The 26,583-nt window shown below is 61.5% G+C and carries 25 protein-coding genes and 2 CRISPR repeat arrays; of the genes, 7 read left to right on the plus strand and 18 right to left on the minus strand.

Going from position 1 to position 26,583, the window contains the following annotated elements; genetic code table 11:
* The first annotated feature begins 49 nt into the window (after positions 1-49).
* Together THIVI_RS21755 and THIVI_RS21760 are read left to right on the plus strand one after the other, a co-directional pair.
* Positions 50-1,291 carry a glucose-1-phosphate adenylyltransferase family protein gene (locus THIVI_RS21755; RefSeq protein ID WP_014780670.1) on the plus strand — a complete coding sequence of 414 codons (1,242 nt, stop codon included), beginning with the start codon at positions 50-52 and terminating at the stop codon, positions 1,289-1,291.
* Entirely contained in the window at positions 1,288-1,710 is a 423-nt protein-coding gene (locus THIVI_RS21760) for a hypothetical protein (RefSeq protein ID WP_014780671.1), read from the plus strand. Before THIVI_RS21755 ends, THIVI_RS21760 begins: the two co-directional genes overlap by 4 nt.
* A 23-nt stretch (positions 1,711-1,733) precedes the next feature.
* On the opposite strand, the gene THIVI_RS21765 is transcribed toward THIVI_RS21760, so the two are convergent.
* Positions 1,734-2,558, minus strand: a complete 825-nt coding sequence (locus THIVI_RS21765; protein WP_157174541.1) for a hypothetical protein — start codon at positions 2,556-2,558, stop codon at positions 1,734-1,736.
* Positions 2,559-2,678: 120 nt separating this feature from the next.
* The gene (locus THIVI_RS21770; RefSeq protein ID WP_014780673.1) at positions 2,679-4,133 is read right to left on the minus strand and encodes a vWA domain-containing protein; all 1,455 of its coding nucleotides are present in this window, start codon (positions 4,131-4,133) and stop codon (positions 2,679-2,681) included.
* Between the two features lie 124 nt (positions 4,134-4,257).
* Here THIVI_RS21770 and THIVI_RS21775 point away from each other — a divergent pair, with 124 nt between their 5' ends.
* The 4 genes from THIVI_RS21775 (at position 4,258) to THIVI_RS21790 (ending at position 9,747) form a co-directional block, all read left to right on the plus strand.
* On the plus strand, positions 4,258-4,956 hold the full coding sequence (locus THIVI_RS21775) for an endonuclease III domain-containing protein (RefSeq protein WP_014780674.1): 699 nt from the start codon (positions 4,258-4,260) through the stop codon (positions 4,954-4,956).
* A 90-nt stretch (positions 4,957-5,046) separates the two neighbouring features.
* A complete protein-coding gene (locus THIVI_RS21780; RefSeq protein WP_014780675.1) occupies positions 5,047-7,026 on the plus strand; it encodes a sensor domain-containing diguanylate cyclase in 1,980 nt (659 codons plus the stop codon).
* Positions 7,027-7,179: 153 nt separating this feature from the next.
* Positions 7,180-8,877 carry a GMC family oxidoreductase gene (locus THIVI_RS21785; RefSeq protein WP_014780676.1) on the plus strand — a complete coding sequence of 566 codons (1,698 nt, stop codon included), beginning with the start codon at positions 7,180-7,182 and terminating at the stop codon, positions 8,875-8,877.
* 522 nt (positions 8,878-9,399) lie between these two features.
* Positions 9,400-9,747: a nitrous oxide-stimulated promoter family protein gene (locus THIVI_RS21790; RefSeq protein WP_014780677.1), complete on the plus strand. Its 348-nt coding sequence runs from the start codon at positions 9,400-9,402 to the stop codon at positions 9,745-9,747.
* Positions 9,748-9,773: 26 nt separating this feature from the next.
* On the opposite strand, the gene THIVI_RS21795 is transcribed toward THIVI_RS21790, so the two are convergent.
* From THIVI_RS21795 to THIVI_RS21835, 10 genes are all read right to left on the minus strand, one after another.
* A complete protein-coding gene (locus tag THIVI_RS21795) occupies positions 9,774-10,226 on the minus strand; it encodes an SHOCT domain-containing protein (RefSeq protein ID WP_014780678.1) in 453 nt (150 codons plus the stop codon).
* A gap of 185 nt (positions 10,227-10,411) precedes the next feature.
* Positions 10,412-10,720 carry a CRISPR-associated protein Csx16 gene (gene csx16, locus THIVI_RS24170; protein ID WP_083845802.1) on the minus strand — a complete coding sequence of 103 codons (309 nt, stop codon included), beginning with the start codon at positions 10,718-10,720 and terminating at the stop codon, positions 10,412-10,414.
* A gap of 67 nt (positions 10,721-10,787) precedes the next feature.
* A CRISPR array of direct repeats spans positions 10,788-11,118; the repeat unit is 37 nt; unit sequence GTTTCAATCCTTGTTGTATTGGATTGGGTGCTGCAGC.
* A gap of 12 nt (positions 11,119-11,130) precedes the next feature.
* Entirely contained in the window at positions 11,131-12,315 is a 1,185-nt protein-coding gene (locus THIVI_RS21800) for an ISAs1 family transposase (protein ID WP_014776993.1), read from the minus strand.
* A gap of 143 nt (positions 12,316-12,458) precedes the next feature.
* A CRISPR array of direct repeats spans positions 12,459-13,302; the repeat unit is 37 nt; unit sequence GTTTCAATCCTTGTTGTATTGGATTGGGTGCTGCAGC.
* Between the two features lie 311 nt (positions 13,303-13,613).
* Complete coding sequence (locus tag THIVI_RS21805) at positions 13,614-14,798, minus strand: ISAs1 family transposase (protein WP_014776993.1); 1,185 nt, start codon at positions 14,796-14,798, stop codon at positions 13,614-13,616.
* Positions 14,799-14,832: 34 nt separating this feature from the next.
* On the minus strand, positions 14,833-15,399 hold the full coding sequence (gene cas4 / locus THIVI_RS21810) for a CRISPR-associated protein Cas4 (RefSeq protein WP_014780680.1): 567 nt from the start codon (positions 15,397-15,399) through the stop codon (positions 14,833-14,835).
* On the minus strand, positions 15,396-15,701 hold the full coding sequence (gene cas2 / locus THIVI_RS21815) for a CRISPR-associated endonuclease Cas2 (RefSeq protein ID WP_014780681.1): 306 nt from the start codon (positions 15,699-15,701) through the stop codon (positions 15,396-15,398). Before cas2 ends, cas4 begins: the two co-directional genes overlap by 4 nt.
* Positions 15,702-15,722: 21 nt before the next feature.
* Positions 15,723-16,751, minus strand: coding sequence for a CRISPR-associated endonuclease Cas1 (gene cas1 / locus THIVI_RS21820; protein ID WP_014780682.1), 1,029 nt, complete (start codon positions 16,749-16,751; stop codon positions 15,723-15,725).
* A 329-nt stretch (positions 16,752-17,080) separates the two neighbouring features.
* The gene (locus THIVI_RS21825; RefSeq protein WP_014780683.1) at positions 17,081-17,650 is read right to left on the minus strand and encodes a Uma2 family endonuclease; all 570 of its coding nucleotides are present in this window, start codon (positions 17,648-17,650) and stop codon (positions 17,081-17,083) included.
* Positions 17,651-17,676: 26 nt separating this feature from the next.
* The gene (locus THIVI_RS21830; RefSeq protein WP_014780684.1) at positions 17,677-18,417 is read right to left on the minus strand and encodes a CRISPR-associated endonuclease Cas6; all 741 of its coding nucleotides are present in this window, start codon (positions 18,415-18,417) and stop codon (positions 17,677-17,679) included.
* A complete protein-coding gene (locus tag THIVI_RS21835) occupies positions 18,405-18,758 on the minus strand; it encodes a hypothetical protein (RefSeq protein ID WP_014780685.1) in 354 nt (117 codons plus the stop codon). The genes THIVI_RS21830 and THIVI_RS21835 overlap by 13 nt, the downstream gene beginning before the upstream one ends.
* Before the next feature lie 121 nt (positions 18,759-18,879).
* Here THIVI_RS21835 and THIVI_RS21840 point away from each other — a divergent pair, with 121 nt between their 5' ends.
* Complete coding sequence (locus THIVI_RS21840; protein WP_041447215.1) at positions 18,880-19,989, plus strand: IS5 family transposase; 1,110 nt, start codon at positions 18,880-18,882, stop codon at positions 19,987-19,989.
* Here THIVI_RS21840 and THIVI_RS21845 read toward each other — a convergent pair.
* The 6 genes from THIVI_RS21845 to THIVI_RS21870 all read right to left on the minus strand — a co-directional run bounded on the left by THIVI_RS21845 (position 19,902) and on the right by THIVI_RS21870 (position 26,547).
* A complete protein-coding gene (locus tag THIVI_RS21845; RefSeq protein ID WP_014780686.1) occupies positions 19,902-20,498 on the minus strand; it encodes a type III-B CRISPR module-associated Cmr3 family protein in 597 nt (198 codons plus the stop codon). The two genes, THIVI_RS21840 and THIVI_RS21845, sit on opposite strands and share 88 nt — an antisense overlap.
* Entirely contained in the window at positions 20,495-22,444 is a 1,950-nt protein-coding gene (gene cas10 / locus THIVI_RS21850) for a type III-B CRISPR-associated protein Cas10/Cmr2 (protein ID WP_014780687.1), read from the minus strand. Before cas10 ends, THIVI_RS21845 begins: the two co-directional genes overlap by 4 nt.
* Complete coding sequence (gene cmr1 / locus THIVI_RS21855) at positions 22,441-23,430, minus strand: type III-B CRISPR module RAMP protein Cmr1 (RefSeq protein ID WP_014780688.1); 990 nt, start codon at positions 23,428-23,430, stop codon at positions 22,441-22,443. Before cmr1 ends, cas10 begins: the two co-directional genes overlap by 4 nt.
* 55 nt (positions 23,431-23,485) lie before the next feature.
* On the minus strand, positions 23,486-24,718 hold the full coding sequence (gene csx2, locus THIVI_RS21860) for a TIGR02221 family CRISPR-associated protein (protein ID WP_014780689.1): 1,233 nt from the start codon (positions 24,716-24,718) through the stop codon (positions 23,486-23,488).
* A gap of 77 nt (positions 24,719-24,795) precedes the next feature.
* Positions 24,796-25,329 carry a hypothetical protein gene (locus THIVI_RS21865; RefSeq protein ID WP_157174543.1) on the minus strand — a complete coding sequence of 178 codons (534 nt, stop codon included), beginning with the start codon at positions 25,327-25,329 and terminating at the stop codon, positions 24,796-24,798.
* 108 nt (positions 25,330-25,437) lie between these two features.
* Positions 25,438-26,547, minus strand: coding sequence for an IS5 family transposase (locus THIVI_RS21870; protein WP_041447215.1), 1,110 nt, complete (start codon positions 26,545-26,547; stop codon positions 25,438-25,440).
* Positions 26,548-26,583 lie beyond the last annotated feature (36 nt).

Raw genomic sequence — 26,583 nt, forward strand, 5'->3', positions numbered from 1 at the left:
TAGACTGCGCGGCTGTGACGACCGGTCTCCATTTATCCGAAGAAGCGCCATGTCCGCCGATACCCTGATCCTCGTGCTTGCCATCGATCGCGGCGCCGGTCCCGATCCGCTGACGATCCACCGCACCAAGGCCGCGGTGCCGTTCGGCGGCAAGTATCGGGTCATCGATTTCAGTCTGGCCAATTGTCTGCATTCGGGACTGCGCCAGGTTCTGGTTCTGACCCAATACAAGAGCCATTCGCTGCATAAGCATCTGCGCGACGGTTGGTCGATCTTCAATCCCGAACTGCGCGAATTCATCACCCCGGTGCCGCCGCAGATGCGCGAGAGCCAGGAATGGTATGCCGGTCCGGTCGATGCGATTCGCCAGAATCGCTATCTGATCGAACGCAATCGGGCCAGTCAGGTGCTGGTGCTCGACGGCGGCGCGGTTTACCGCATGGACTACGCCGAACTGGCGCGGGCGCATCGCGAATCCGATGCTCAGATCACGGTCGCGGTGCGCGCGACTGCGGATCCGGGATCGGCAACCCAGGCGCGGGTCACGATCAATGACGAGGAACGCATTCTGGGATTGACCGAGCCTGTCATGGTTGATCGGCGTCCCGACGAAAGGGGGACGGAGGGCGACGAGCATCTCGAAACCATGGGCGTCTATCTGTTCGACAAGCCATTTCTGCTTGAACGGTTGGCTCGGATCGAACGCGGCGCCATTTCGGACAATGACCTTGCGCTCGACCTGATTGCCCCCTTGACGCAGGATCATCGTGTCTGCGCCTATCGCTTCGGCCAAACGCGCGGGCGCGTGACGCCGGATCGTTATTGGAGCGATCTGGCCTCCATCGATGACTATTATCAGGCCAACATGGCGCTCCTGCTCGCGCAACCGCCGCTCGATCTCTATCAGCCGGACTGGACCATCAATACCTATCAGGGACAATATCCGCCGGCCCGCACCGTTCCCGGCGCGGTGACGGGCAACGAGGGCGTCTTCGTCAATTCCATGCTGGCCGCCGGCACCGTGATCAGCGGAGGCGGGGTCAATCACTCGATCCTCTTTCCGCGGGTGCGCGTGAACGACGGCGCCATCGTGGAGGCGTCGATCCTGTTCGATGGCGTGGTGGTAGGGGAGGGCGCTCATCTGCGCCACTGCATCGTCGAGAAAGACATCGAGATTCCGGCCGGAGAGCGGATCGGTTTCGATGCGAAACGCGACCGCGAGCGTTTCACCGTCTCCCGTGAGGGGGTCGTGATCGTGTCGAAAGGCGCCACGGTGTCGGAAGGCGAATGATGAATGACGACGCGATGGCCTTCCTGGATGTTCCGGTTCTTTTCGGCCGATTTCTGGTTCTGAACGACATCCTGAGCGAGGCGGATATCGCGCAAGCCGCGAGGGTCCAAAAAGAGCTGAATGCCTACCCTTTGTTTCGGCTCATCGAGCAGGGAACCCTGACCATTGAGGATGTCACCCGTGCGCGCGCCTATCAATGGAAGCACATGGCGACCTTCTGCGAGGCCGTCGATGCGCTGGGGATTCTGGCGCTCGACGCATGCACGGCGGCAATGACGGTACTCGCTCGACAGAATATCCCGCTTGGCGAAGTGCTGGTCAGGCAGGGTAAAATGACCCCGAAAGCGCTTGCGGATGCACTGGAAAAACACCGTCAATATTGGGAAAGCGATAGCGCGGATGTCGTTGATCGAACCTGATGTCTTCAGTCGGTCGCAGGCCGTTATCGGATCGTTTCAAACAATTTTGTGTATTCGTTGCGCAAGGTGTCGTAATTGCGATTCAAGCGGGTCACGAGCCGGTCCGTGACCTCATGCTGTTCGCGAAGCTGTTTGTTCTCCTCGGCGAGACCGCTTCGTTCGAGCAGTAATTTATGCACTGATTTTCGATAGTTGCCGATGATCGCCTGGAGATGTTGAAGGCTTTCCCGCAGCGCCTCGAATTCCTTGACAAGAAGGTTGTAACTGCGCTCCTTCACCGAGAGCGTTTTCATGAACACGGCGTTGTTGCGTTCGTAAGTCTCGAACAGTTGCCACAGATCGCTGTTTTTGTCCAGTTGGAGTTTATGCCGGAGATTCCGGTTGGCAAGCTGCAATTGTTGGTAGTTGCGTTTCAGCTCGGCGGTTGCCTCCCGATTGGTTTCGATCGCGGACTTGCCCGCTTGATATCCGGTCAGCAGTGAATCGATCCCCGAATCCAGTTCCGCGGTCGACAATCCGTCCGTGTCATCGCTTGCGTCGAGTACCGACGGATGGCCTGGCTCGGACACCTCTTGAGTGGTCCGCATCAAGTGGTCGAAGCACTGTCCGACGTTTTCCATGACCGCTCTCCAAGCCTCTTCGTCAGCCAGTTGCCGTGTTTTAAATGGCTTCGCTAGTGCGGCCAGGCAGTCTGCCCGGCTCTTGCGTAATTCCGGTCTTGCGGTCGGTTTGCTTGTGATCCTGCCGATCTCTTGTTTGAGCATGCCGGCGATCGCCCGACGGGTTTGCTCCAATTTTTGACGATCCCGGCGCAGGCGCCACCACTGAATTCCAAACAGCGCGGTCAAGACCAGACTCAGGGCCAGTGCCTCGGCCAGGCCATAGATCCAAACATAGTGAGCCGGAGTCATGATGGGAGGTTGTCCCCGTTGGTCATGCGCTGGTCTGGTTGGAATGGTGGGGCGGCGTCAGTCATCCGGGTCGACCTCGTCCGGTTCGATTCGGCCGCGTCGGCGCCACCACCAGACGCCGACACCAACGCCGGCGAGGGCTAAAAGGCCGAGATTCCCCAACAAGAGCATGAAGAATGCGGCGCGCTGGTTGGATGGATCGGAATCCGGCGAGTCCGCGTCCGTGGCGTTGTCCGGCGAGCCGGCTCCTGCTTGGGCATTGGCTGACTCCGGTTGTTCGGTCCCCAGGATGGTCAGGAAGTAGGTCTTTTGGCGCTGAAAATCCACCCCCTCGGCGCTGACGCGCACCTGGAACAGGCCCGGCGTGCTGAAGGCGAACGTGCCACGATAATTCCGGGCGGTCGGATCGCTCGCGCCTGGCTGCAATTCGAGTTGCTGCTGAATGACCCCGGACGCGTCGAGCGAGGTGGCCGTGAAGCGCGTGTTTTTCATGAGGCTTGGATCGACCGCCACGCCGCGATACAGCAATTTGGCGACGACGGTCACCGTCTCGTCCAGGCTCGCCAACACCGGAAGCGTGGCGTGCAAATCGAGATCGCTCTCGATATATGCCTTCTTGTCCGCGTTATCCGAGGTGACTTTCCAGGATCCAGCCTCTGGCTGTTGAATCGAGATGCGGTCAAAATACGGCGTGCTTTTCCAATCCACCCCTGGCGTTTGTTCGTCCACGCCGAACGTCCGGCCGCTGGGATCGGTGAGCTGCATCGGCCCATCGCCCGTGTCGCGCTTCACGAGCAATTTCAATTCGCGGACATTGGCGTCGACCTTGACCTCGCCGTCGATCACGGGCGCCGTCAAGGGTTGATCGGTCTGCTCGAACAGCCGGACGAAGGCGTCGTAAATATCCGCGGGCTTGTCCGCGCGAAATGCCTGGCCGCCCGTGGCGTCGGCAAGGCGGCGGAGAAACGCGAGGTCGGCCTCGGGAGAAAAGGCGACCCCCAGGATCCGGATGCCGGCCGCCTGAAATTTTGGGATGATTTCCTTGATGACGGCGGCGCGCGAGGTCTGGTTGGCATCCTCGTTTCCGAGGTTGAGCTGTCCATCGGAAAACAGCACCAGCACCCGCTCGTTCGCCGGATCCGGGGGTTGGTCCGGATAGAGCCGATAGGCGGTGCGCAGCGCGGCCTCGAAATTGGTCCGTATGCCATCCATCCTTACTTGCTTGATCAGGGAGGAAACCCGTTCGCGCGTTCCGGTGCCGGACAGTGGCGTCAGCGCCAGCAGACGTTCGCTCTCTTGCGCGAATGTCGTCAGCGCCAGACGATCCTCGGCGCCGAGGAGTTCGCCGAAGAGTTCCGCCCCCTTGGTGCTGTCCCGGTTCGGATCGTTGGCCTTCATGCTAAGCGACCGGTCCAGCGTCAAGACCACGTCGACCGCCTCGGCTGGCATGCAGGTCAGGATGGCGAGAAGCGCGAGCAGGTTCAGGCGGACGGCGACGGGCTTGCATGTCATGGGACAAAATCCTCGGGGCGCGCGGGTGGCGATCGGGGGCGAGGCGAACCAGGTCATCGCGATGGCGACTTTGCAGTCCGCGCGCCGTGTCGATAGAGAGAGTTTAACCGATAGGTCCGCACCCTTGCGCAGACAAGTCAATCATCTGGAATTCGACGAAGGACGGTTGCGGTGGGTCCATGCGGCCTTGTTCGCGGCCTACGGGCATCAGCATTGGTGGCCCGCCGAGAGCCCCTTCGAGGTCATGATTGGCGCCGTGCTGACCCAGAACACGGCCTGGAGCAATGTCGAACGGGCTCTGGCGCGTCTGAGTGCGTCGAGTGCGCTCGAACCCGCGGCGATCCTGGCGCTGGATCCGGCGGAGTTGGCCGAAGCCTTGCGTCCGGCGGGTTACTTTAACCTCAAGGCGCGTCGCCTGAGCGCTTTTTGCGTCGAGTATCTGGCGGCGGGAGGTCTTGAGGGATGGGGCGCGCTCGACACGGAGACCTTGCGACGCGCGCTGCTGAAGGTGAACGGCATCGGCCCTGAGACCGCCGACGACATGCTGCTCTATGCCTTCGAGCGGCCGGTGTTCGTCGTCGATGCCTATACCCGCCGGATTTTCGCGCGGCTCGGCGCGATCGCCGGCGACGAAGCCTACGAGCAGATCCGGGCGGGCTTCGAGCAGACCCTCGGTCCTGACGTGCCGCTGTTCAAGGAATATCACGCGCTGATCGTCCAGCACGCCAAGCAGGCGTGCCGCGCCCGCCCGATCTGTCCGGACTGTCCCTTGCGCGAAGCCTGTCCAGCCGCGCTCGCGCCATCCCTTCACGCCAAAATGTGATTCGTCGCACGGTCTCTTCACCTAAAATGATGAATGCGGAACCCCTTCGGGCGACAACATCGGCGCGGGACGGCGTGAGGGAGAGAAGGAGTGGACGATCCGGACAGAAACGCGCAGGCCGTGCGAGCCGCATTACGCGGGGAGGTGAGCGAACTGCTCCCGGCGCCGGCCGCGGCCGTTAAGTTGCTGCAACTCACCCGCGACGAAGACGCGGGAGTGGGTGCCATTTCGCATGTGATCGAGACCGAACCCGCCTTGGCCGCCAAGGTTCTGCGCATCGTCAATTCCGCTTTCTACGGCTTTCCCCGCCACATTCGTTCCATCCACCGCGCGGTCACCTTGCTGGGCCTGTCCGCCGTTCGCCAGGCGGCGCTGCACCTGCTCTTCTACGAGGGTTTGATCCAGCGCGGCGACAAGGGTGTCTTCGACCGTCTCTACTTCTGGCAGCACAGCCTGCTGGTCGCGATTCTGAGTCGCGACATGGCGGAGCGGCTGGAGCATCCCGACCCCGATTCGCTCTATGCCGCCGGGCTGCTGCACGACCTGGGGAAGATGATTCTGGAGTCCCATGGACGCGTCCGTTATAGCGATTTTCTCGCCGCGTCCAGCAATAGCGGCAATCCCGTCAGAGAGGATGAGCAGACCTATTTCGGCGTCTCGCATGACACGGTCGGCGCGGTCATCGGCGAACGCTGGCAATTGCCGGAATTGATCTGCCGGGTGCAGAGACTGCACCACAGTTCCTTCTCCGATGCCGGACTCACGCCCCTGCAGGCGCAAGAGGTCGCGATCGTCGTCCTGGCCGACTTCATCGCCTGGACCCAGGGAATCGGCTCGACAAACACCCGCGGCAGCCCAGCGTTATCGCCGGACGTCGTGACGCTGGTGCCCCTGGAGCGGATCGATCTCCCGGACATTCTGGAACGGGCCGACAAGGAAATCTCCGAGATCGGCGCCTTTTATGGCCTTCAGTTCCCGTCGTCCCAGCAGCTCAGGGCAAATCTGGTGTCGACCGTGATCGGTCTGAGCCGGGCCGATTCCGGACATCGAGCGCCGATGCCAGCGGGATCCCGCGCGAGCTACACCGCGCCCCACCACAGTCTGGACCCGGACGAATTCATTCCCCGAACCCTGGAGGCGCTCCAGCGGGAATTCGGGATCCGGCGCCTGCTCATGATGCAGATCGAGCCCAAGCGCCGCAGCTTGGTGGCGACCCATGCCCTGCCGGCGCCAATGTCCTCCAATCCCCGCCCGCCGCTGGAACTGGCCATCCTGACCCTATCCGGCGATCTGGTGCGCTGTCTGCGGGAACACCGACCGACCCTGATCAGGGAGTCCCCCGAGAACGCAGAGATCCTCGCCAGCCTGGAGGCATCCGAGGCGGCCGTGGTGCCGGTGATGAATCATGGGCGGCTGCTGGGCGTGCTGTGTCTGTCCAACGGACGCGATGAAGCCCCCGTGGGGATCGGTCCACTGGCGGAAGTGATGCGAGTCGCCAGCGAGCTTGGCATTGCCCTGGAGCGCAGCCGAATCTTCGCGCAGGAGCGAGCCAAGGCCGAGATCGACCCACTGACCCGACTCCACAACCGGAGCGCCATGGAGCGCTTTCTGAACCAATCTTTCCGCCAGGCAGCCGAATCGGGGCGGCGTTTTGCCGTGGGACTCTTGGATATCGATCGCTTCAAAGTATTCAACGACAGTTTTGGCCACCAAGCGGGCGACGACGTCTTGCGCATCGTGGCCGATACCATGCGTAGTCTGACCCGGCCCGGCGATTTTCTCGGGCGCTACGGTGGCGAGGAGTTTCTGTTTGTCCTGTTGGACGCCAGCGAGCAGACCGCGCTCGTGTATGCGGAGCGGATCAGGAAAGAAATCGAGCGTCGGGGACAGATGCTCCAGGAGCGTTTTCCTGGGCACGCACTCACGGCGAGCGTCGGTGTCGCCATCAACGATAGCCGCTATCCAGGGCCCAGGGAGATCGTTGCCGCGGCTGACGCGGCGCTGTACCGCGCGAAGGAGACCGGGCGTAACCGAGTCGTTCCGGCCTGGCGGTTGTCGAACGCATCATGAGGGCCACTGCCATTAAGTTAAGGATTTCCCGTGGCGGTTGGGCGGCCAAACGTCCGGCGCGCTATCGCTCGCCGGGTAGCCGAACGAGTCGCCGCTCCGACTGGAAGCCGGCTCTACCGACCTCTCTGAAAATCGAACCGTGAGTATCGCCCCATGACCACCGATTGCGATGTCTGCATCATCGGCAGCGGCGCCGGTGGCGCGCCGGTCGCCTACACCCTGGCCACGGCGGGCCAGAGCGTCATCGTGCTGGAGAAAGGCCCCTGGCTGCGCGACGAGCACTTCTACAAAGACGAACTGGCCTGCTGCCGGCGCAGCGTCTACACCCCGGAGTTGCGTCACGAACAGCACGTCATCGAGGAGCCGGACGGGGAGGGCGGCTGGACCGCCACGCCGACCTCCGAATCCGGCTGGGACTTCTGGAACGGCAACCTGGTCGGCGGCTCCAGCAACCTGATGAGCGGCTTCTTCCATCGGCTCAAGCCGGTGGATTTTCGCCAGTTGTCCGAGCTTGGCCCGATCGCCGGCGCCAACCGGGTCGACTGGCCCATCGGCTACGCCGACCTAGAGCCTTACTATGACCTCGTCGAGCGCCTGATCGGGGTCTCCGGGACGATCACCCCGCATCCGGGTCAAGAGCCGCGATCTAGCCCGGACTTCCCCTATCCGCCCACCGCCGAGCATCCGGTCTCCGCCTGGATCGACGACGCCTGCGCGACGCTCGGCGTTCATTCCCTGCGGGTGCCGCGTGCCATCCTCTCGCGCCCGGATCTGGGACGGCGTGCCTGCGAGTATTCGGGCTACTGCGGCAGCTTCGGCTGCGCCAGCGGCGCCAAAGGCGGCGCCCGCGCGGCCCTGCTCGACCCGGCGTTCGCCACCGGCCGCTGCCAGATCCGCCCCAAGGCCAAGGTGCACCGTCTGTTGAGCGACCCACGCGGCCGGGTCACCGCGGCCGAGTATGTCGACGCCGACGGCCGCCTCCAGCGGGTGACCGCCAAGCGCTTCGTCGTCGCCTGTCAGGCGGTCGAGACCAGCCGGCTGCTGCTCAACTCGCCCGGTCCGCGCTTCCCCAATGGATTAGCCAACAACCAGGGTCAGGTCGGGCGCAACCTGCTGTTCTCCGCTGGCGGGTCCGGTTCGGGCGATCTGGAATACGCGCGCCTGACGCCTGAGCGGGCCGCCCAGCTCAAGGTCATGGGGCCCTTCGTCAATCGCGCGCTCGACGATTGGTATCTGATCGAGGATCCGGACTTCGCGCCCGGCCGGCACAAGGGCGGGATCGTCGAATTCCTGCTCGCCCATCCCAATCCCACCGGCAAGGCCAACCGCGCCAAGTGGCGCGACGGCGAACTGTTGTGGGGCGCGCCGCTGAAACGGCGCCTGGAGCAGTGGTTCCGCACCGACCGCACCCTGCGTTTCGAAGTCTTTGGCGACTGGCTCCCGACCGACGACTGCCGCGTCACCCTCGATCCCCAGTTCAAGGACCGCTGGGGTCAGCCGGTCGCGCGCATCCGCATCGGCCATCACCCGCACGACCTGGAGGTCGGACGCTATCTGGCCACGCGGGGCGAACGAGTGCTGCGCGAACTGGGCGCGGTGCGCGTCAGTTCCAGCGTCAGCGGCGCGCCGCCAGCGAATCTCATGGCCGGCGGCTGCCGCTTCGGCACCGACCCCGCCACCTCGGTGCTCGATCCGGACTGCCGTGCCCACGAGGTCGAGAACCTCTACGTCACCGACGGCAGTTTCATGCCCACCGGCGGCAGCGTGCCCTACACCTGGACCATCTACGCCAACGCACTGCGGGTAGCGGATCGGATGCTGGGGCGGCGCCTGGAGACAGCGCGGGCGTAATGATGCGCTGACGCAGCTCGGCCCCGAGGCGATTTCCGTGAAAGACCCAACCCGTAGGAGCCCGCTTGCGGGCGACGCTCTATCCGTAGGAGCCCGCTTGCGGGCGACGCGACCCGCCAGGATGCCTTCCCTGCGCCCACCCGTTGCCCCACTGCCATGAAGTGTTGCCCACTGCCATGAAGTGTTGCCCCACTGCCATGAAGTGTTGCCCCACTGCCATTCAGTTAAGCCGTTCGTGGTGAGGCCCTCGAACCACGAACGGCTTAACTGAATGGCAGTGGCCCGTCGCCCGCAAGCGGGCTCCTACGGGGGTTGATGCCTGAACATCCCCTCCCATGGCAATGGCCTGGAGAATGCCTTTGGAAGCATCTGGGATCTGACGCGGAAGACGCCTTTTTGACCGATCTCAAGGCAACGCCCAGGCGTCGGTGAGAGCCTCCAAGCGTGAATTTCCTCGTCGCACCGTCGGTCGGTTGCCGGATGTGCGGCCTCAACCTGACGCTCAACCCCAAAGGACCGCTTATGTCAGCCGGACGTCGCATCATCCGCGAGAAAAAAACCATCGCCGCCATGATGGCGATCTACTGTCGCGACCATCACGCCACCGCTGGCGGCCTCTGCGCCGACTGTGCCGGCTTGCTCGACTATGCCCAGCGCCGGCTCGACACCTGTCTTTTCCAGGAGGAAAAGCCGGCCTGCAACCTGTGCGAGGTCCATTGCTATGCGCCGTTGCAGCGCGAGCGGGTACGCGTGATCATGCGTGACGCCGGACCGCGCATGCCGTGGCCCCATCCCATCCTGAGTCTCGGCCATCTGCTTGACAAATGGCGTCCCGCGCCGAAATTGAAGGATCGTAAACGCGAGCGATGAGCTTGTTGCTTGCGTCTCTCAAGGCGTTATAGACGACTCAGGAGCGCCGTCCGCTTGCGGCGATACTCGGCTTCCGTCAACAGGCCCGACTGGCGCATGGTCTTGAGGGTAGCCATGCGTTGCTCGACACCGTCAACCGACGCCTCGCCGAGATCGTCGTCCAAACGGGAGAGCCGCACGTGGATGGGATTGGGCTTGAGATCGTTCATCGCCCCTGTGCCCGCATCCACGGCGACGCCGATGATTCCGCCGAGCAAGACGTTCCCCGCCATGCCGGCACCGCCGGCGCCAGAGATTTGCGGCCGGACGTTCACCTTCACCGCCTCGTAACCCACCTTGTGGAGGTCGACGACCAGGGAGTCTTTCCGGGGCAGCTTGAAGGTTGCCGGTGTCTTGCCGACCATCCCGTTGGAGAGTTTCACGTCGGCGCCGGGTGGATCGGTTTCGATGACCAGGGTGTCGTTGGTGCCGCGGGTCACCGTCGCGCCCGTCTGCGGTGGTGAGGATGTTAGTCGCGCCTTTTGATGACCAGGGTGTCGTTGGTGCCGCGGGTCACCGTCGCGCAACCCGTGGTGAGCATGAAAGCGACGACGAGAGTGAGGGCGAGAGGGTTGGAACGCATCGCATGGAGCCTGCAGGATGTTGAAAGGTGAATCGATGGCGCTTATGAAACGCCTCCGCACCTTGTTTGTCCGGACCCGCAAGCTTGCGTCGCGGTCAGTCGGCTAGACGTCGCCCCGCCAGACGCGAAATTCCTCGACCCATGCCCGTGATCGCGCGTTTGCGCGGCGCTCAGTTCCTGCCCGCGTAGCGGTGCCGGTAGATCGAGCGAGAGGTGCGGATAACGCCCGCCGCGCTCGCGAATCTCGGCGGAGAGGTTGACCGGCAGCGAGCCGATGAGGGTATCGCCCGGCTGGATGATGGTTGGATCGAGACACCGAATGTCATAACCGGACGTAGGGGCGGGTTTCAAACCCGCCCCTTACGCGAAGGCCATGTCTGGATATCATCAATCCGCGCGCGCTTTCGGCGCAGTTGAAATTTTAATCCTTGTTGTATTGGACTGGGTGCTGCAACGGCGTACCACGAGGCGATGCGTTTGGGGCGCGAGCAGTTTCAATCCTTGTTGTATTGGATTGGGTGCTGCAGCCTGCGGTGACCTTGGCGATGTTGCCGGTCAGTGCGCGTTTCAATCCTTGTTGTATTGGATTGGGTGCTGCAGCCCGTCCTTCGTTCGGAGAGCACGGAAATCTTCGTGTTGTTTCAATCCTTGTTGTATTGGATTGGGTGCTGCAGCCGAAGCGCCTTATGGATACTCCTGCCTTGGCTTCGAGTTTCAATCCTTGTTGTATTGGATTGGGTGCTGCAGCCAGGGCAATCGCATCAAGCGCTGCTAACATTAGCGGGTACCGATGTATCAGCGTCGCCCTTCCTCTGAGGCGACTCGAAGAGCAATTTCGACAGGTAGGACTCGTCCCAACCGGCTTTCAAGCGTTTGTTCTGGATGCCGAGCTTGGTGCCGTCATTCTTGAGGCGCGAGAGGGCGAGGTGACGCAGGACGGCAAGATTCTCGCGCGCCACCGGATCGCGGACACGGCACTCATCCTCACGAAAGGCGATATCGAGATTCCAATGCAACCCGTTTTCGATGCCCCAGTGACCGCGTACTGCGTGGGCAAAGCGCGCGGCGCTGGTGCCGATGCTGCCAATGAAATAGCGGGTCTCGACCGAGACCTTGCCGGCGACCTCACGGCGCGATTCAACCATGCCGATCATGTTCATTGCCTCCCACGAGGCGCTGTGCGGCACGCCGGAAAGATCGCCCAAGGTTTGGTAGCGACGGGTTTCGAGACGACCATGCCCTCGCTCGACGGTTTCGAGGAATGCCGAATCGACACCGGCGTAGCCTCTGGCGTCGGCGTCGATGAACGCCTCCTCGACCTCGGCGGCCAGCGTTTCCTGGTTGCCTTTGAGCGCGAGCACATAGTCCCCTCCCTGGTGGATGATCTGCGCGGCAATCTTGGTCTGGCAGCCCATGGCGTCGATGGTGACGATGCAGCCCTCCAGCTTCAGCCACTCCAGCAGACGTGGAATGGCCGTGATCTCATTGGATTTGGCGTCGGTGGCGACCTGTCCGAGCACCACCCGATTGGCCGTCGCCCAGGCACTGACCAGGTGCAACGCCGCCAAGCCCTTGCCGCGGCTGTGGGAGCGGCGCAGGGTCTTGCCATCGACGGCAATGATCTCTTCGGGGATCAGTTCGGCCACCGACGCGCTCCATTGGCGAAAGCAGGCGGCAAACTGTGCGGGATCGATGAGCGCAAACACCCGCCCGAAGGTGTCGTGCGACGGAATGCCCGCGGGCAGTTTCAGAAACGTGCGCAGCCACGCCTCCTTGGCCTGTCCGAACGTCTCGACACCCACCCAACCGTCGGCGCCACTGAAGGACGCCGCGATGGTGATCACGATCATCTCACTTAAGAGGTGCCGTCGTTGGATCGCGCTGCGCGGCTCGTCCAGCGGGGCAAAATGGTGCGCAATCGATCGCTCCACACTCAAGTCGCACATCGGCGAGATCTCCCCAAGATTCTAAAGACTCAAATCATTGGGGCCGCAGTACGGATTGTCTAACAGTATGCGCTAATGCGTTGATGCGATTGCCCTGGTGCTGCAGCCACCCGCCACCGCTCAGGAGGATCTGACATGGCACGGTTTCAATCCTTGTTGTATTGGATTGGGTGCTGCAGCCTCGCCCGGGCATTTTCAAGAAGGACACTCCCCATGGTTTCAATCCTTGTTGTATTGGATTGGGTGCTGCAGCTGGTCTGAGCGTTCGGCGTAGCGGTTGACGCGCGACGTTTCAATCCTTGTTGTATTGGATTGGGTGCTGCAGCCCTCCGCTGGGACCATGAAGATTCCGCTTCTGATCGCGTTTCAATCCTTGTTGTATTGGATTGGGTGCTGCAGCTTTCCCACGCGGTCGGAACCCAGGCGCCATCACCGAAGGTTTCAATCCTTGTTGTATTGGATTGGGTGCTGCAGCGCCGAACCGAGACCAGACAGGAGAACGAGATGCACGTGTTTCAATCCTTGTTGTATTGGATTGGGTGCTGCAGCCCCATGACAGACCCGTATTGAGCAGAGATATCAGCAGTTTCAATCCTTGTTGTATTGGATTGGGTGCTGCAGCACCTCGCCGACCGCGTCCACCTCGGCACCTACCAAGTTTCAATCCTTGTTGTATTGGATTGGGTGCTGCAGCAGCACCGAACGCCAGACCGAAACCGCCATCCTTCGCGTTTCAATCCTTGTTGTATTGGATTGGGTGCTGCAGCGTCCTCCCCGAGGAACAGATGCGCTTTGATTTCAACACGTTTCAATCCTTGTTGTATTGGATTGGGTGCTGCAGCCCCCCAAGTGGTCGAGGATCTGTATGAAATCCTCGCGTTTCAATCCTTGTTGTATTGGATTGGGTGCTGCAGCATGCGCTTGACGCCTTGGACGCATCAGACAGGAGCGTTTCAATCCTTGTTGTATTGGATTGGGTGCTGCAGCCGCATTTTGCCAATAAATCTTTCTAAATTAGCGATATACAAAAAATTTACTGGGTCTTTTTTAGGCATTCTACCCCGTGTTGCTGCGCGAAAGGGCCTCTTTCGAGCCTGTTCTACATCGAAAAATGCGATTTTTCGCAATCGGAATCAAATGGATATTGCAAAGTCAACGCTAGACGCAAATATTTTTGTAGCAGCAGTCCTCGCACCGAAGCCGCGAGGAGGTCCGTGCCGGTAGGCGTCCCGTCCGGATAATATCGAAGATCTGCCCGATGAGCGAGCGCGTTCGGGTCATGGCCCAGGGCAATCGCATCAAGCGCTGCTAACATTAGCGGGTACCGATGTATCAGCGTCGCCCTTCCTCTGAGGCGACTCGAAGAGCAATTTCGACAGGTAGGACTCGTCCCAACCGGCTTTCAAGCGTTTGTTCTGGATGCCGAGCTTGGTGCCGTCATTCTTGAGGCGCGAGAGGGCGAGGTGACGCAGGACGGCAAGATTCTCGCGCGCCACCGGATCGCGGACACGGCACTCATCCTCACGAAAGGCGATATCGAGATTCCAATGCAACCCGTTTTCGATGCCCCAGTGACCGCGTACTGCGTGGGCAAAGCGCGCGGCGCTGGTGCCGATGCTGCCAATGAAATAGCGGGTCTCGACCGAGACCTTGCCGGCGACCTCACGGCGCGATTCAACCATGCCGATCATGTTCATTGCCTCCCACGAGGCGCTGTGCGGCACGCCGGAAAGATCGCCCAAGGTTTGGTAGCGACGGGTTTCGAGACGACCATGCCCTCGCTCGACGGTTTCGAGGAATGCCGAATCGACACCGGCGTAGCCTCTGGCGTCGGCGTCGATGAACGCCTCCTCGACCTCGGCGGCCAGCGTTTCCTGGTTGCCTTTGAGCGCGAGCACATAGTCCCCTCCCTGGTGGATGATCTGCGCGGCAATCTTGGTCTGGCAGCCCATGGCGTCGATGGTGACGATGCAGCCCTCCAGCTTCAGCCACTCCAGCAGACGTGGAATGGCCGTGATCTCATTGGATTTGGCGTCGGTGGCGACCTGTCCGAGCACCACCCGATTGGCCGTCGCCCAGGCACTGACCAGGTGCAACGCCGCCAAGCCCTTGCCGCGGCTGTGGGAGCGGCGCAGGGTCTTGCCATCGACGGCAATGATCTCTTCGGGGATCAGTTCGGCCACCGACGCGCTCCATTGGCGAAAGCAGGCGGCAAACTGTGCGGGATCGATGAGCGCAAACACCCGCCCGAAGGTGTCGTGCGACGGAATGCCCGCGGGCAGTTTCAGAAACGTGCGCAGCCACGCCTCCTTGGCCTGTCCGAACGTCTCGACACCCACCCAACCGTCGGCGCCACTGAAGGACGCCGCGATGGTGATCACGATCATCTCACTTAAGAGGTGCCGTCGTTGGATCGCGCTGCGCGGCTCGTCCAGCGGGGCAAAATGGTGCGCAATCGATCGCTCCACACTCAAGTCGCACATCGGCGAGATCTCCCCAAGATTCTAAAGACTCAAATCATTGGGGCCGCAGTACGGATTGTCTAACAGTATGCGCTAATGCGTTGATGCGATTGCCCTGGGTCATGGCCTCTTCGGTGACGGCGACTTCGATGAGCTGACTGCCATCCCGGATATACGCCAGATAGCCGCGTGTGACCGGCTGTCGATAGATCTCCTGAATCAGCATCGCGTAGAGGACGATCTGCGTTTCGTGCGTTTTGAAGACGGTTTCCCGCGATTCGGTATATTTGTAGTCGAGAGGCGCTAGGCTGCCATCTTTCAACCACAGCACCTCGTCGACGATGCCGCGTAATCGCAAGGCTGGCGATGCCAGATACACTTCGATTTCGCGCTTGACCGCGCCAATCTTGCGGCGCAGATATTCGCGATTTTCAGTGGCCCGTCGCCGATGCACCTCGCGGCCCTTCTGGACCTTGAAGCGCGTTTCTTCATGTTGCGGGATGTTCTGCACGTTCATGAACCAGGTGAAGCGCGGGCAATACACATGCTCCAGCACCTCCGATGGCGTGATCATCGGGGTGCGCTCGGTGTCCAATGACCAATTGCCGGTTGGTTCGCTCATAAAAATAACGCCCGCACTTCATCGGTGACCAGTTTTTTGTCGAATGCCTGTCCGAGAAGAATGACTTTTTTGAAATCGCCCTCGCACATCGGGAAGAGATAGACCGAATCGACCTCTGCATCGGCGAGTTCCTCGATTTGAAGTCGCAATTCATCCAGCCGGTTGCGTTCGAGGGTTCCCAGAAAAACCGATTTCTGCACGCGGTAGAGTCCGGCTTCCTTGCACCGCTTGGCGATTTTGGTGCGCGGTTTGTCTTCGACGATGTCATAGATGATCCATACTAGCGTTTCGGTTGTTTTCATGTGGTTTTAGACCTTCTCCCCTCACCCCAACCCCTCTCCCCGCTGGGGCGAGGGGCTAAACATGTCATCTTCATCGGCCGGTCTCCCAATCCATTCATTGGCCAGGCGGTGACAGTCCAGTTGCACGGTCTCGCGCCGTTTGATGTTGCGATTGCGGTAGCGAATGCTTTCGTCGAGATACTCGCCAAAGCGTTCCATCAAGACCGCTTTGCCAGGTTTGTTAAGGATGAGACCGTTTTGTAATGGATCGAACATGTCCGGCTTGACTTTGCGGGCGGCAAACAGTCCCACGACCGTTTCATCGGCCCAGATGCGGTAACACTCGATCAGGTCGAAGACGAGCGATTTCTTCTGATAATGGTCGGTATGCACAAAACCGACGTAAGGGTCGAGACCGGCGAGTATGCAAGCGCGTTCGACCGTGCCATAGAGGACGCCATAGGAGTAATTCAACAGGCAATTGAATTCGTCCTTGGCGGGATTGCGCGAACGCGCCGCGAACTGAAAATTGTCGGGGAGCAGAAGATTCACGGCTTCCCAGTAGGTGCGTCCCGCCCGGCCCTCGTAACCCATGATCGTACCGCGTACCTCGTCCAGGTCGCCGGTGACCGCTGCGAGCGACTGGCGCAATTCCAGGAGTGCGTCGCGCTTTTCGGTTAGGGCCGCGGAGAGACGGGTTCGGCGCTGGCGCGCTTCGCGCAGAAATTCGATCTGATTGTCGAATTTTCGCAGCAACCAGCCCTGCGCGAGACGCAAACCTTTTTCCGTATCGGCCAGGCGCAACTGTTCGCGGCGGATCGCGGTGGTCGAGCCGGGTCGACCGTGCCAGACACGCCCGTAAGGGTGTCCGACCTGATCGAGAAAGACGATATCGATGTTTTTTTCGATCGCCAGTTGAATGGCGTCGGTCGAGAGACTGGCGCCGGTGGTGATGAGGATCGAGCGCACCTTGCGCGAGGAAACTTCTTGTTTTTGTTCTTTCACCTTGATCAGGAACATCTCGCCCTGCCGGTGAAGATAGGTGCCGAAGGTGGTTAGAATCAGGTCCATGATGGCTCCTTTTGGTGTTTTGGCGGTACTCGTGCGTCTCCCCTCACCCCAACCCCCTTCGGCTCCGCTCAGGCCAGGCCTCTCCCCAACGGGGAGAGGGGCTAAATGGCCTTGCTTGAAATCGAATTGTTAAAGAGCCGGGTTGCCGTCGCTTCAACCCCTTCCGGGGGTCACTGCCATTAAGTTAAGGATTTTCCGTTCGCCCTGAGCTTGTCGAAGGGCGGACGGAAAATCCTAAGCCTCTGCGCGTTAAGCCGCTCATGGTTCGAGGGCCTCATCACGAACGGCTTAACTTAATGGCAGTGCTTCCGGGGGCGGGAACGGCGGCGCTAATCGACTTTGTCGTATATCTCCGCCAGGCTCAGATTGGCGTCAATGGCGGCGATGTTGAACTGTGCGTCGCGACCATGAACGTCGCTCATGATCCAGCGACCGTCCGTCTCGCGAGTATAGATCTCGACTTGGGGTCGCTGTTGGGTCACCAGCAGATAGGCTTGCAGGCTTGGCAGATGGCGATAGAGCGCGAATTTATCTCCGCGATCATCGGCTTCGGTCGATTTGGACAGCACCTCGACGATGAGGATGGGATTGCGCACGACATCGCGGCGCTGATCGTGAAAATCTGGCGCGTCGCAGATGACGAGGACATCGGGGTAGCAGCAGGCGTCCGCCGGGGCGATGTGGACTTTCAGGTCGTTGGCATAGACGCGACAGGGGCGGCCTTTCATTTGTGTGCTCAGTTCACGAACGATATTCGTGACGATCAGGTTATGCGGCTCGGTCGCGCCGGTCATGGCGAAGACCTCGCCGGCGACGTATTCGGTGCGCTCTTCGAGGCGTTCGCGTTCGTCGGTCAGCCAGTCTTCAAAGTTGTCGCGATGTTGAGGATTGAGTGCCATGTCGCTGAGACTCCCGATGGTTGATGTTAGTTGGCGAGCGATTGCCGAGATGATTTGGCGGGCTCCTGCTTCCGGGGAGCGCCTGGCATCGCGATCACTTCGCCATAGCCGTGACTGACGGCATGACCGAAGGCAAAACCGACGGGCAGGATGGCGTTGGTGACGAACTCGCCACGCAGTCCAAGCAGCGATTCGCCTTTGTAATGACAGGTGTGGCCGATGGATTGCGTGAAGACGGCGTACAACTGTCCCTTGAATTCGATATCCAGTCCACGCAGGGCGGTGAGGAGATGGGCGATCAGCAGTCGGTCGCGTTCGTCGCGCCGTTCGCGTTCGGCGAGGGTGCGATAGCGTCGATAGTTGTCCTGGTTGAACAGCAGCACCGGCGTCTGTATCCGGTAATACGCGAGGCGGTCGCCAATGGCGAATTGACCGTGCGTCAGGGTCAGGGCGGCATCGGTCACGGAGACCGTGTCCTCGCCAAGCCGCAGCGCGAGATCCAGCCAGGGCAAGCCGAGCAACCGGCTCGCGGCGTCGCCCCAGCCGAGGATCAGGCCGTGTCCGTCGTGCCAGCGGTATTGCACCTTGGGATAGCGGTAGAGCGATTTGCCGGTGAGCGGATCGTGCTGGTGAAACAGGTCATCCTCGCGAAAGGCCGTGGCCAGCGCCCCGCGTAACTGCCGGGTGCGCGTTTCGCCCCCGCCGGAGAGTGCGCGGTCCCAGTGCAGTTCGACCTGGGCGAGGGGGATTTGGGCTAGAGGATGCATGTGGCGGGGTCTTCCTCGTCGAGTCGTAAATCAAGCCCGCTGTCGGGATGGTAGTAACCGGGCTTGAGCAGCCAGAATGGCCCAATCGGTTCGGCGTAATCTTCGGGATGAAAACCCTGGCGGGCGTAGACGGTCACGGTACGCTGCTGGAGCGCGGCGGCCAGTTGGCGCAGGGCTTCGCGTCGGTCCCAGCGATCCTTGACCGCAAGCGCGGCTTCCAGATCGCGGCGTAGACCGTCTTCTTCCTCGTTCAGGACCAGAAAACTCTCTTGCTTGACCTTGCCGCGCAACAGGGTTTGCACATCCGGCATTTCTTCCCAGCGGGCGAACGCATTGGTCAAGTCCGCGCCGGTGTTTTTGCGAGTTTTAACAAACTCAAAATAACGTTGACTAAGAGGGTGTAGACAAAAATAATTGAGCTGCTATTTGTATACCAGTCTACAACTGAGCTGGTGTGCGCTGATGTCGAAAGCTGGTCGTCCCCCCAAGATTCACGAGGCGGAGCAAGCGGTATTGCGTCAAATTGTCACGGATCGCCCGACCTCCACGCTGTCAGAGATTGCCCGGGAACTCGCGGCACGGACGGGAATCGAGGCTCATGAAGCAACGATTCGCAAGTCCTTGCGGGAGGCGGGCGTCACGCGCCTCCGGGGCGAGAGTGGTCTCGAGGCGCAAGCGCGCGCAACGCCGCGTCGGTATGGGTATACGGATGCGCATCGTCGCCACGACCCCGACCAAAGCTACCCAAGTTGTCTGACCGATGCGGAGTGGGACTTGGTCGCCGCTCTCTTTGAGATGCCGGGCGGGCGGGGTCAACCGCCCCGCGTGTCGCGCCGGAGCATCCTGGAGGCGTGTTGCTACGTGGTGCGCACGGGGTGCGCGTGGCGGATGCTGCCGCACGATTTCGCGCCTTGGCAGAATGTCTACAAGACGTTTCGCCGTTGGAGTGCGGCTGGGAAGTTTGAGCAGATGCATGATCGACTGCGGGGGCAATGGCGCGAACGCGAGGGGCGTGAGATCGCGCCGACGGCGGCGGTGCTGGATGCGCAATCGACCCGCGGCTCGCCGCAGGGTGGACCGAGCGGCTTTGATGCGGGCAAGCAGGTCAAGGGGCGCAAGCGCAGCCTGGTGGTCGATACCTTGGGGTTCGTGTTGGCGGTGAGCGTGGTCGCGGCCAATCTTCAGGACCGCGATGCCGCCTCGGGCGCCGTCGCTGACGCGGCCGCCAAGTACCCCCAGATCAACACGCTGTTTGTCGATAGCGCCTACGCCGGTCAATTTGCCCAAACCACCGAGCAGACCCACGCGATCCGCGTGGAAGTCGTGCGCCATCCAGCCAACAAAAGCGTTGGCTCCTGGCACGTGGACGGGGCGCCTGACCGAGTGGTGATCGCCAACGCCGACGGCTTCGTTCCGCTGCCGAAGCGCTGGGTTGTCGAGCGCACCCATGCGTGGAATGAGCGTGCCCGTCGATTGATCATGCATCATGACCGTCTGCCAGCGGTCTCCGAAACCTGGGTTTGGCTGGCGGAGGCGCGCATCCTGCTGCGGCGGTTGACCACAACGGTTTGATTTTGTCTACACCCTCTGAGAACGCGTTGCAGGTTTTCGCCCGTCAGCCAGCCGTCTTCCTGCGGTTTTGCGCCGGGGAGCGGTTTGTCCGGCTGTTCGACGATGCGCGGCAACCGTACCCGACCCAAATCGCAGACGACCGCCGCATCCTCCTCGCCGGGCGCGAGAAAACGATAGTCGTCATCCTTGGCCAGCAGATGCAGCGGAACGGGATAGAGACGTTCGTCGTTCCACTGCGGATAGGGTCCGGTTAACCGCAGCGCGCCGAGATCGTCGCCGCTGCCGATGATCTGCTTGAGATCGGCGTATTCGCCCGCGTCCGCGAACCGCGCCCAATCGACGCCCTGTTGTTCACCGATCAGGGTCCGCAACGCCCCGGCAACGGTGCGCGCCGGGGGCGGAAACAGGCTGCTCAAGGCATTGCTGCCGCTGGTATCGAAACCGCGCGCTTCGCGGAAAAACCAGGTATCGAGCGGATCGAAACGCCAGTGTTGAATCGAATCGCTCATTGGGTTTCAACTCCTTTTTGGGCGAGAAAACGTACCAGTAGCGCGCCGTCGGGTTCCAAACAATTGCTGAGCGGGAAGGTCAAACTGCCCGCATCGTTCAGGCGCGTCACCGGGTGGCACTGCTCCAATAACGGTGCAATCAAGCGCTCGGCATCCGCGATCTTCAACTTGTCGCGCCGCCCGTCGTTGACGCCGGAGGCCAGATAATCGACCGCCAGCAATGACCGGGCATCCTGCTCGTTGAACAGGGCGCTGGATGGATCGCCCGATGGATTGAGAAACTCGAATCGCTCGCGGATCTTGTAGAAAAACTTGCTGCTGAACGCCGCGCGGTCGGTGGCATCCGCCGAGCGATTCGCGGCGTTCGCGAAGTCGTCGGCAAGACATTCGATTTCCAGCCGGTGCGGTTGCGTCTGGCAGAATGCCTTTTCCCAGGGCCGCGCCCATTGCAGCGCCTCGCCGCTGGCCTTGGCTACGCGCACCGCCAGCGCATCGCGTCCGGTCGCGTCCTTGGCGATGTCATCGAGTAACTGGTGCGAATCGCGCAGCATCCGGGTGAGCGGAATCTTGACATGGGCAAAGGTCACGGCCGCCGAGATGGTCGAGCGACCATCCCCGTGAAAAGCCTGCCTGAACGCCGCGAGATAGCTGGCACGAATCGCCGTCGCGCAGCCTAGCGCATCCTCCAGCGGCAACAGTGCCAATACGTCATCGCCACCGGCGTAGATCAGAAAGCCGTTGCGGTCATCGACGATTTTAGGCACGGCAGCGGTGAAGGTATTGAGCGCCTCGGAGATTTTCGGCGGGGCCTCCGGATCGGATTGCAGCAGTTGACCGAGGCTGTCGCCGTCCATCCTCAGAATGGCGTAGAAGGGCGACGGCGGTGTTGCTTGGCCTAGCGCCTTGAGCGCCTGCCTGACCGCCTTGACGCGCTCGCGGTCCGGGCAGAGTTTGCGGTTGTCGAGGACATGCGCGAAGAGGGCGCTGGAATGCAGGCGCTTGAGCGACTCCTGACCGGTGTCACGAACGCAGCGCAGCTTGCCTAGGCCGCCGTCGGATGTTCCAAGGAGCGGCGACACCTCAAGCAGCAACTCGACGGTAGCCGCCAAGGACTTCAGCACATCCTCATGCACATTGTTCAGTTGCGCCACCCAATGCGCCGCCGCGAGGTCGAGCGTCGAGGGCATCTGACCATCGACCCGCCAGCCGTGCAGTGTCCAACCGCCGGGCATGGAGACCCGCAGATCGGCAAAGCCCTTCACGAACCGGCGCTTGATGAAGGCGATGGCGCAGAGTGCTTCATCGGGGTCGAAATCGCGATTGAATTCTTTGCGCAAAGGCTCCCGGAAAGGCTTCCAGAATGCCGTGAGCCGCTCATCCTTGGGATGCGTCGCGCCCGAGAGTTCCTGCCAACCGGCCATCATCGAACATTTGACGCCCGCCTCGTCCGGCGGCAGTTGGGTGCGCCAGTTCTTCCGTCGATCCAGCAGGGCATCGTCGTTGCCGAGCGCCCAGGCAATGTCCCAGAATTGCGCGCACTGGCGTTCCCAGATCGCCCGCGCTTGCTCCGGGTCTGGCACATGGGGTTGTAGATCGCGCTGCCAGACCGCTTCGGCCAGCGCCAGCCACGCACCGCATACCGCCTGCTCGATTTTCAGCGGATCGAAATCGCTTGGCACCTTGGCTTGAATCGCCTTGAACCGGTTGGGAATACAACCTTGGCGCGGTGCTTCGCCCTGACCTTTCCCGGTCAGCCAGTGAAGATAGCCATCCTCGGGCTTCGGAAACTTGATCTCCCCACCCTGCTCCTTGACCGCCTGCATCGCCGCGCCCGCCAGCCACGACAGCAGAAAGGAACCGGCCCAGAAATCGCGGGTCCGTCGCGCTTGGGCGACAAAGCCCTGGACCGGGCCGAGGGTGAAATGAAAGGTCGTTGGCGTGGTCATGGGCGGGACACCGTCGCTGGCACGAACCGCGCAACGTCACGATTGAAAGCCGTCAAGTCAGATGCTTGGTAACGAGGATCGTGGTGGAAATGCGCAGGTAAATAGAGCACTGCGGCGGCGAATTGGCCGTTGCGCAGGGCATGAACGTGAAACAACAGAGGACTTGCGCGGCGGCTGTCTTGATCGATGCCTTGCAGGGGCAGGCCAAACGGAATCTTGTCCGCGCCGCGCAAGGTACTGGCTTGACCGCGATGCGTTTTATAGATCAACCCGGCTTGGCTGTGTATCCGCCGTGCGTCGGTGTCGGTGGCCAGGATACCGAAGCGGGCGTGTTCGCTGAAGGCGGTGTAAGGCGGAAAATCGGCAATGTTCTCCGTTTCGCGCATCAAGTTGCGTACTCCTACCTCAAACCCGGCTTGATCTAAAGTCATGTCCTGAGCGTTGAGCTGGCGTAGCGTGATTGAGCCGAATCCGCGCCGCGCCCGGCTTCCCAACCCGCCAAACAGACTCCAGACATGCAGCGTCTTCTTGATCGCATCGATGTCGGCTTGATCCGTTTTCGGTTTAAAACGCAGTTCCAAATCGAATTCGACACCTTCACGAATGCCCTGGCGATGGGGTGCCTGAGTCGTTGCCATCAGGCCATAACCGAGATAGCCGCTACCGGTGTTGTTCTGTGGCCACTGCATTTCAGTCGCCAGTTTGGGTTGGCGGCTGACGCGCAGCATGAAAAGACTCTGCCCGGTGTTTTCACCGTTGGCGGCAATGCCAAACAATCGCGCTTCCTGACCATGCAACAACCGGAGCGCGGCTGACTCGTCGCCGCCGGCTTCCCGTAAACAGCGCCCCCAATTCAACGCCCGCCACCAGAACCGCAAAGCGCCCTTGACGGATGGCGGACGGATACCGTCCTCGGGGGTTTGATTGGCGCCGCCGAGGAACATCGGGGTGACGATCTGGAAGGTGGCTTCAAGCATTTCAGGCATCGCGCGTCACTCCTGCCGACGTGGTTGATCGTGGTCTTTCCGGACCAATGCGTGGTTATTCATACGCTGTGACGAATTGAGTCAGCCGATCCAATGCCCGGCGCAGTTCGAGCGGCAATTGTTCGGGGTTGACGACCACTTGGAGTACATCCTCCCGTTTCGGCGGGTTGCCATGCGCAAGCGCGTTGCGCAGATCTTTGAGCAACCAATACGCATCGCACACCACGCGCGGAATATCACCGGCCCTCATTTCCGCTTCGAATTCTTTTTCTGCTGGTTCGCGTCCTTGCTGAAAATTCAGCGGGTTGAATTTGCGCCGGTCACATTCCTGCGTGATCACCGCCTCAAAGCCCAGGATGGCGGCGCGGACATAATCGCGTTGTTCCAGATAGAACTCGGCCAGACGGCGTTGATGTTCGGACAGGGTGCCGCCGCGCACCCAAGCGAGCCGTTGACGCAGTGCGTCCTGAAACAATCCCGAGACCCCGGCGAGCGGGCGATCGAGCGCGGGCAAAAAGGTCTGGATACGCCGTCTGGCATCGCTCAGATTCAATGTCCGCTCGAAAAACGCCGCGTCACGCAAACAGCCGACCTTATCCGCCGCCACGCCGTCCGCTTCCAGCAGGGGGGCAAACAGACTGTAATCGCCGTTCTGATCGAAGCGCCCGAGTGCATCGATCCAGTGCGCGATCGCGAGCAATCCGTCGAGTTGGATCACCGGCGTCTGATCGTTTTCGGTCATATCGAGTGCGCCGTAGTAAACGCCTTCGATCTTCAACCCCCGTACCCGCTCCAGAAACAACGCCGACAGCAAACCGACTGCGGCCAGATGACGAAAGCCGTGGGTCAGATCGAGAGCGACCCGACCCGCCGGTACGGCGGCGGCGATGGCATCGAGAATCCGCGCCTGCCCGCCGGCGTCGCGCCCATAGTCGATCAGTCGCAGGACACAGGGAAGACCGAGCGCGCGTTCAACCAGTGGCACGACTTCGGCAAGCAACACATCGTCCACGCGATTCTCCGTCGCCGCTTCGATCAGCCGCAGACGCAACTCCTCATCCTCGCCCTCGACGGCCAACTGTTCGATCAGCACGTCCCACATGCTGCCTGCCGTGCCGAGCAAGACCAGTCGCTCGGGGCGGATGACCTCGCGCAGCGCCAACCCGAAGAAAGGCGTGGTCTGGATGGAGCCATCGGCAAAGCGGTAATGCGCCGTTCGATAACCGGTTTTAGGATCCTGGCGAGCGCGTCCCAAAAAGCTCACCAGCGTGGTTGAAACCTTGCTCATCGACGATTCTCCATCCTGTCAAAAATTGTTGCGTCATCTTCTCGGATGCGCGTTTGTCTGCTGGCATTCGCATCGTTTCACGGGGATGCCGCCACGGCGCCATACCGGATCGCCTCCGGCGCCAGTGCCAGCGCATAGCCCGCGCCATCGCTCTCCTGCAACACCAGATACGGCCGTGCCGCCAGTGCGCCGAGCTTTTCCTTCAGGGTCCGGTTGAGTTTGGAGTTCTTGGCGTTGAAGTAGTCCGGCGTGATCCGGTGACGAATCGCCCGCATGGTCTTGCCGTGCTCGTCGAGCAGGGCATCGATGCGTTCCAGCTCGGCCATGAAGGGCTCGCGATACGCCACACCGCGTTGCTCGGGATCTTCTTCCGGGATGGGGATCCCCGGCAGAGGCTCCAGCCCGGCCTTGGCCCGTCGCGCGAACCAGGAGAGAAACGCCAGTTCGGTGCGCGGCAGGCGAATCGTGGTGCCACCGGCGCGGATGCGTTTGGCCGTGAGGTCGATGACCAGCTCGCGTTCGGCGAGCGCCTCTTGAACCGCGTTGACGCAATCGGTAAAGCGCGCCTGACCCTCGACCAGGGGACGATGCTGCGCGGCGCGCAATCGCACGAAGGGAATCCAGGCCAGATCGACCTGGGCCGTCTGGCAGTCGTAGGCGATCTCCTTGTCGCCTTGCTTGACGTGGATTGGGCGCTCGCCGAGAGGGTGTAGACAAAATCAAACCGTTGTGGTCAACCGCCGCAGCAGGATGCGCGCCTCCGCCAGCCAAACCCAGGTTTCGGAGACCGCTGGCAGACGGTCATGATGCATGATCAATCGACGGGCACGCTCATTCCACGCATGGGTGCGCTCGACAACCCAGCGCTTCGGCAGCGGAACGAAGCCGTCGGCGTTGGCGATCACCACTCGGTCAGGCGCCCCGTCCACGTGCCAGGAGCCAACGCTTTTGTTGGCTGGATGGCGCACGACTTCCACGCGGATCGCGTGGGTCTGCTCGGTGGTTTGGGCAAATTGACCGGCGTAGGCGCTATCGACAAACAGCGTGTTGATCTGGGGGTACTTGGCGGCCGCGTCAGCGACGGCGCCCGAGGCGGCATCGCGGTCCTGAAGATTGGCCGCGACCACGCTCACCGCCAACACGAACCCCAAGGTATCGACCACCAGGCTGCGCTTGCGCCCCTTGACCTGCTTGCCCGCATCAAAGCCGCTCGGTCCACCCTGCGGCGAGCCGCGGGTCGATTGCGCATCCAGCACCGCCGCCGTCGGCGCGATCTCACGCCCCTCGCGTTCGCGCCATTGCCCCCGCAGTCGATCATGCATCTGCTCAAACTTCCCAGCCGCACTCCAACGGCGAAACGTCTTGTAGACATTCTGCCAAGGCGCGAAATCGTGCGGCAGCATCCGCCACGCGCACCCCGTGCGCACCACGTAGCAACACGCCTCCAGGATGCTCCGGCGCGACACGCGGGGCGGTTGACCCCGCCCGCCCGGCATCTCAAAGAGAGCGGCGACCAAGTCCCACTCCGCATCGGTCAGACAACTTGGGTAGCTTTGGTCGGGGTCGTGGCGACGATGCGCATCCGTATACCCATACCGACGCGGCGTTGCGCGCGCTTGCGCCTCGAGACCACTCTCGCCCCGGAGGCGCGTGACGCCCGCCTCCCGCAAGGACTTGCGAATCGTTGCTTCATGAGCCTCGATTCCCGTCCGTGCCGCGAGTTCCCGGGCAATCTCTGACAGCGTGGAGGTCGGGCGATCCGTGACAATTTGACGCAATACCGCTTGCTCCGCCTCGTGAATCTTGGGGGGACGACCAGCTTTCGACATCAGCGCACACCAGCTCAGTTGTAGACTGGTATACAA

It is taken from the genome of Thiocystis violascens DSM 198 (assembly GCF_000227745.2).
In the GTDB taxonomy this organism is placed as follows: domain Bacteria; phylum Pseudomonadota; class Gammaproteobacteria; order Chromatiales; family Chromatiaceae; genus Chromatium; species Chromatium violascens.

What these genes read in the sequence shown, in the direction of transcription:
- THIVI_RS21755 (WP_014780670.1), top strand. Translation starts at nt 50, where the DNA reads ATGTCCGCCGATACCCTGATCCTCGTGCTTGCCATCGATCGCGGCGCC.
- THIVI_RS21760 (WP_014780671.1), top strand. Translation starts at nt 1,288, where the DNA reads ATGATGAATGACGACGCGATGGCCTTCCTGGATGTTCCGGTTCTTTTC.
- THIVI_RS21770 (WP_014780673.1), bottom strand. Translation starts at nt 4,133, where the DNA reads ATGACATGCAAGCCCGTCGCCGTCCGCCTGAACCTGCTCGCGCTTCTC.
- THIVI_RS21785 (WP_014780676.1), top strand. Translation starts at nt 7,180, where the DNA reads ATGACCACCGATTGCGATGTCTGCATCATCGGCAGCGGCGCCGGTGGC.
- THIVI_RS21790 (WP_014780677.1), top strand. Translation starts at nt 9,400, where the DNA reads ATGTCAGCCGGACGTCGCATCATCCGCGAGAAAAAAACCATCGCCGCC.
- THIVI_RS21800 (WP_014776993.1), bottom strand. Translation starts at nt 12,315, where the DNA reads ATGTGCGACTTGAGTGTGGAGCGATCGATTGCGCACCATTTTGCCCCG.
- THIVI_RS21805 (WP_014776993.1), bottom strand. Translation starts at nt 14,798, where the DNA reads ATGTGCGACTTGAGTGTGGAGCGATCGATTGCGCACCATTTTGCCCCG.
- cas4 (WP_014780680.1), bottom strand. Translation starts at nt 15,399, where the DNA reads ATGAGCGAACCAACCGGCAATTGGTCATTGGACACCGAGCGCACCCCG.
- cas2 (WP_014780681.1), bottom strand. Translation starts at nt 15,701, where the DNA reads ATGAAAACAACCGAAACGCTAGTATGGATCATCTATGACATCGTCGAA.
- cas1 (WP_014780682.1), bottom strand. Translation starts at nt 16,751, where the DNA reads ATGGACCTGATTCTAACCACCTTCGGCACCTATCTTCACCGGCAGGGC.
- THIVI_RS21825 (WP_014780683.1), bottom strand. Translation starts at nt 17,650, where the DNA reads ATGGCACTCAATCCTCAACATCGCGACAACTTTGAAGACTGGCTGACC.
- THIVI_RS21830 (WP_014780684.1), bottom strand. Translation starts at nt 18,417, where the DNA reads ATGCATCCTCTAGCCCAAATCCCCCTCGCCCAGGTCGAACTGCACTGG.
- THIVI_RS21840 (WP_041447215.1), top strand. Translation starts at nt 18,880, where the DNA reads ATGTCGAAAGCTGGTCGTCCCCCCAAGATTCACGAGGCGGAGCAAGCG.
- THIVI_RS21845 (WP_014780686.1), bottom strand. Translation starts at nt 20,498, where the DNA reads ATGAGCGATTCGATTCAACACTGGCGTTTCGATCCGCTCGATACCTGG.
- cas10 (WP_014780687.1), bottom strand. Translation starts at nt 22,444, where the DNA reads ATGACCACGCCAACGACCTTTCATTTCACCCTCGGCCCGGTCCAGGGC.
- cmr1 (WP_014780688.1), bottom strand. Translation starts at nt 23,430, where the DNA reads ATGCCTGAAATGCTTGAAGCCACCTTCCAGATCGTCACCCCGATGTTC.
- csx2 (WP_014780689.1), bottom strand. Translation starts at nt 24,718, where the DNA reads ATGAGCAAGGTTTCAACCACGCTGGTGAGCTTTTTGGGACGCGCTCGC.
- THIVI_RS21870 (WP_041447215.1), bottom strand. Translation starts at nt 26,547, where the DNA reads ATGTCGAAAGCTGGTCGTCCCCCCAAGATTCACGAGGCGGAGCAAGCG.